General features: G+C 45.7%; 5 protein-coding genes. 4 read left to right on the forward strand and 1 reads right to left on the reverse strand.

Features of this window, described 5'->3' with window-relative positions; genetic code table 11:
• Positions 1-22: 22 nt before the first annotated feature.
• Complete coding sequence (def, locus tag BCT81_RS18210; protein WP_004739338.1) at positions 23-538, reverse strand: peptide deformylase; 516 nt, start codon at positions 536-538, stop codon at positions 23-25.
• A gap of 129 nt (positions 539-667) precedes the next feature.
• On the opposite strand from def, the gene BCT81_RS18215 reads away from it, so the two are divergent.
• Genes BCT81_RS18215 through BCT81_RS18230 form a run of 4 tightly spaced genes read left to right on the forward strand, consistent with a single transcriptional unit; the run spans position 668 to position 3,923 of the window.
• Positions 668-1,753, forward strand: coding sequence for a LysM peptidoglycan-binding domain-containing protein (locus tag BCT81_RS18215; RefSeq protein ID WP_102425375.1), 1,086 nt, complete (start codon positions 668-670; stop codon positions 1,751-1,753).
• Entirely contained in the window at positions 1,750-2,862 is a 1,113-nt protein-coding gene (gene dprA / locus BCT81_RS18220) for a DNA-processing protein DprA (protein ID WP_102425376.1), read from the forward strand. Before BCT81_RS18215 ends, dprA begins: the two co-directional genes overlap by 4 nt.
• 2 nt (positions 2,863-2,864) lie before the next feature.
• Positions 2,865-3,341: a DUF494 family protein gene (locus BCT81_RS18225; protein ID WP_029235095.1), complete on the forward strand. Its 477-nt coding sequence runs from the start codon at positions 2,865-2,867 to the stop codon at positions 3,339-3,341.
• A gap of 12 nt (positions 3,342-3,353) precedes the next feature.
• Positions 3,354-3,923, forward strand: a complete 570-nt coding sequence (locus tag BCT81_RS18230; protein WP_102425377.1) for a topoisomerase DNA-binding C4 zinc finger domain-containing protein — start codon at positions 3,354-3,356, stop codon at positions 3,921-3,923.
• Positions 3,924-3,936: the final 13 nt, after the last annotated feature.

The following is a 3,936-nucleotide window of genomic DNA, read 5'->3' on the forward strand; positions in this document are numbered from 1 at the left end:
CTTAATTTACTAATAGCTGCGATTATTTGCCTTGCTTCTCATTGAAGCGTTTGATTTTCGCTAGCTTATCTTGAATACGTTTACGCTTAAGTGGCGATAGGTAATCAACAAATAACTTGCCTTCTAGGTGGTCAAGCTCGTGCTGAACACAGATAGCCAGAAGGTCATCAGCGTCGAATGTGAATTCGTTGCCGTCACGGTCTAGTGCTTTAACCGTTACTTCTGCAGCGCGAGGTACTAGAGCTCGAGCGCCAGGTACAGATAGACAGCCTTCTTCGATACCATCTTCGCCGCGCTTCTCGATAATCTCAGGGTTGATAAGAACCATTGGTTCATCACGCGTTTCTGAAATATCAATTACAACGATACGCTGGTGGAAATCTACCTGCGTTGCCGCAAGGCCGATACCTTCTTCGTCGTACATGGTTTCAATCATGTCATCAACGAACTTTTGAATCTCTGGGGTAACTTCTTTTACCGGTTTCGCCACGGTACGTAGACGATCATCTGGTAATGTTAATACTTGTAATACAGACATATACACTCGAAATATTGAACTGTGCCGAAACAGCTTTAACCTTGTTGGCTCAATTCTAGACATTTTAGAGGTCAAATGACAGCATCCTGATGGTAATTCTCCAAATATACAGACCAAGGAAGCTAGGTCATGCGTCATATTTACCCCACTTTATCGCTTATTTTTTCCTCAATTTCTTTTGTCGCAGTGGCCGAGAATAGTGATCAACCTTTAACCATTAAGCTAGGTGCGCCTGAAGCCTATGTGGTGGTTAAGGGCGACACCTTGTGGGATATCTCAGCAATGTATCTCGATAGCCCTTGGTTGTGGCCAAGGTTATGGCAGGTGAATCCAGAGATAGAAAATCCTCACCTGATTTACCCCGGAGACAAACTGTCGTTGGTTTGGATTAATGGCGAACCTGTGTTGAGCCTCAAGCCGGTTATCAAACTCAGCCCTAAGATTCGTGTCTCGGAGAAGAAAGCAGTGCCTACTGTGAATGAGGGGTTGGTTTTACCTTATTTGCAGTCTGATCGCTTGGTTGAGCAGCAAGATATTGACTCGGCGCAACGAGTGTTGGGAACAAGCGATGGAAAACGCTTCTTGTCTGGGGAAGACCGATTATTCATATCTGGAAACCAGCAGCATCCTAAGTGGGGTATCTACCGCGCCGTTGAAACTTATCAAAGGCAGCAGCCTCAAGCGAGTATCACTTCTTTGCGCTTGGTTGCCACTGCGCGCTTAAAAGAAGTGGACGATGAGTTCAGTAGCTTACAGATAGACACTCAGTTGCAAGAAGTTCTACTTAATGACCTAGTACTCCCCGAACTGGGCGTCGACCAAGTGAATCTTTCTACTACGTTTTACCCTACCCCCAGTTCTGCGGGGCAGTTTGCCAGTATTTTAGGTTCTCTCGAGGGTAATCAGTACAGAGCGAAAAATCAGGTGGTGGTCATTAACAAGGGATCGCATGACAATATTCGCCAAGGCTCTATGTTTACTCTCAGTGAAAGTGGTGCTGTCGTGTTCGGCAAACAAGGTGAATACAGCTACAAAGAGTCTGCAGCGAGTAATAAGGTGCAGCTACCAAGTACCTCGCTGGGCAGCCTTATGGTCATTCGACCTTATGAGTATTTTAGCCTCGCTCTGATCACTCAAAGTTCAAAGCCAGTGAGCAATGACATTCTAGCGGTATCTCCTTTGGATCTAGCTGTGACGGAAGAGGGAAGCGAGTGAATGAACAGCAATTGATCGCTTGGTTAACGTTAAGCTTTATTCCGCAACTGGGTGGAAAGCGTCTTACTCGCCTACTGAGTGTTGATTCTCCTTTAAACATTGTTGGTTACTCAGGGCAACAGCTGCAGGCATTGGGGTTATCAACCAAACAAGTCGCCTATCTACGAGAGCAAGCCCCAAGAGAGGTAGAGGCTTGTCTCGCTTGGCAGGCTAAACAACCCAACCATCACATCCTGACTCCGAGTTGCCCACATTATCCTAAATTACTCAGTGAGATAGCTTCAGCACCCGCAGTGCTTTTCGTAAAAGGTAATGTTGAAAAACTGATAGAGCCTCAAATCGCCATGGTCGGCAGCCGTAATGCCAGCATCGAAGGCTTACAAACTGCGAAATCATTTGCTAAAGAGTTTGTACAAAATGGCTTGATTGTCACTAGCGGTTTAGCCTTAGGTATCGATGGCTATGCTCATGATGGTGCGTTAGAAAAAGGAGGCGAAACCTTTGCTGTGCTGGGGTCTGGCTTGGATTCTATTTATCCTGCGCGGCACAGAAACCTCGCGGCTCGGCTATGTGAAAGCGGGGCGCTAATTTCAGAGTTTCGCCCAAGTGCTAAACCGCGACCTGAACATTTCCCGCGTCGCAATCGTATTATTAGTGGCTTATCGTTAGGAACCTTGGTAATCGAGGCGGCTGAGAAGAGTGGTTCACTAATTACTGCTCGCTACGCTTTGGAGCAAGGACGTGAAGTATTTGCGCTTCCAGGTTCTATTCATAGCCCGACAAGCCGTGGAGGCAATAGCTTAATTAAAGCCGGTGCTTGCTTGGTACAGAGTGCTCAAGATGTCTTGGTTGAAATAAAGAGTCTGTTAGACTGGTCTATAGATCAACAGCCTAATTTATTCGAACCTACGCCAAGCTTGGAGGAAAATGAACAATTGCCATTTCCACATCTGTTAGCTAACGTAGGATTAGAGGCGACACCCGTTGATATTTTGGCACAGAGAACCCATATACCTGTGCATGAAGTCATGATGCAGCTTTTAGAGCTTGAGCTCTCAGGGCATGTTGTTGCAGTTTCCGGTGGCTATATTCGAAAGGGGAGAGGCTAGCTATGATGATGGACATACTGATGTACTTGTTTGAAACCTACATCCATAGCGATTCTGAATTGCAGGTGGATCAAGACGAACTTGAAGATGAACTTCTTCGAGCGGGGTTTCACCAAGATGATATTTATAAGGCTCTCCATTGGTTAGAAGACCTTGCTGCACTGCAAGATACCGATAACCAAGCGGCGATTACTATGTGCTCTAATACCTCGATGCGTGTTTACACAAGTAAAGAGATATCACGTATTAATATGGAGTGTCGTGGTTTTTTGTTGTTCCTTGAGCAGATCAACGTTCTCACGACAGAGATTCGTGAAATGGTGATTGATCGTGTGATGGGGTTAGAGACCAATGAATTTGAGTTGGATGATCTGAAGTGGATTATCTTAATGGTACTGTTCAATGTACCGGGTAATGAAAGTGCTTACACGCAAATGGAAGAGCTGTTGTACACCAAAGAGCAAGGTATCTTGCATTAATACAGGCTTATCATGAGTAGTAAGATTGATAATCAGCTTTTTTCAGCACATGAACATGCACTAGAGCATGAACCGTGTCCACAGTGTGGCGGAGAGCTTCAGCTTCGCCATGGTAAGCACGGCCCGTTTTTAGGCTGTAAGCAATATCCAGATTGCGACTACATCAAGCCTTTGCACCAAAACGATGGTCATGTAGTGAAAGAGCTGGGTGTACCGTGCCCTAAATGCCAAAACGAGCTGGTATTGAGGCAAGGTCGCTATGGCATGTTTATTGGTTGTAGCAGTTACCCTGCGTGTAATCACATCGAATCTTTAGACCAGCCCAAAGAACAACCTGAAGAGCAGCCGTTGGTCGGCTGTCCTGAATGTGGCAAAGGCCATTTGGTCGAGCGTAAATCTCGCTACGGCAAAACTTTCTACGCGTGTGATAACTACCCTAAGTGTAAGTTTGCAGTAAACCAGCCGCCTATTATCGGTCGTTGTGAAGCGTGTCAGTTCCCGCTGTTACTTGAGAAGAAAACAGCTCAAGGGATGAAAAAGCAATGTGCGGACCGCAAGTGTCATCATATTCAATCTGAATAGCTTTAGGTTATAG

Origin of the sequence: Vibrio sp. 10N.261.52.A1, from assembly GCF_002876325.1 — a bacterium.
Lineage (GTDB): Bacteria > Pseudomonadota > Gammaproteobacteria > Enterobacterales > Vibrionaceae > Vibrio > Vibrio chagasii.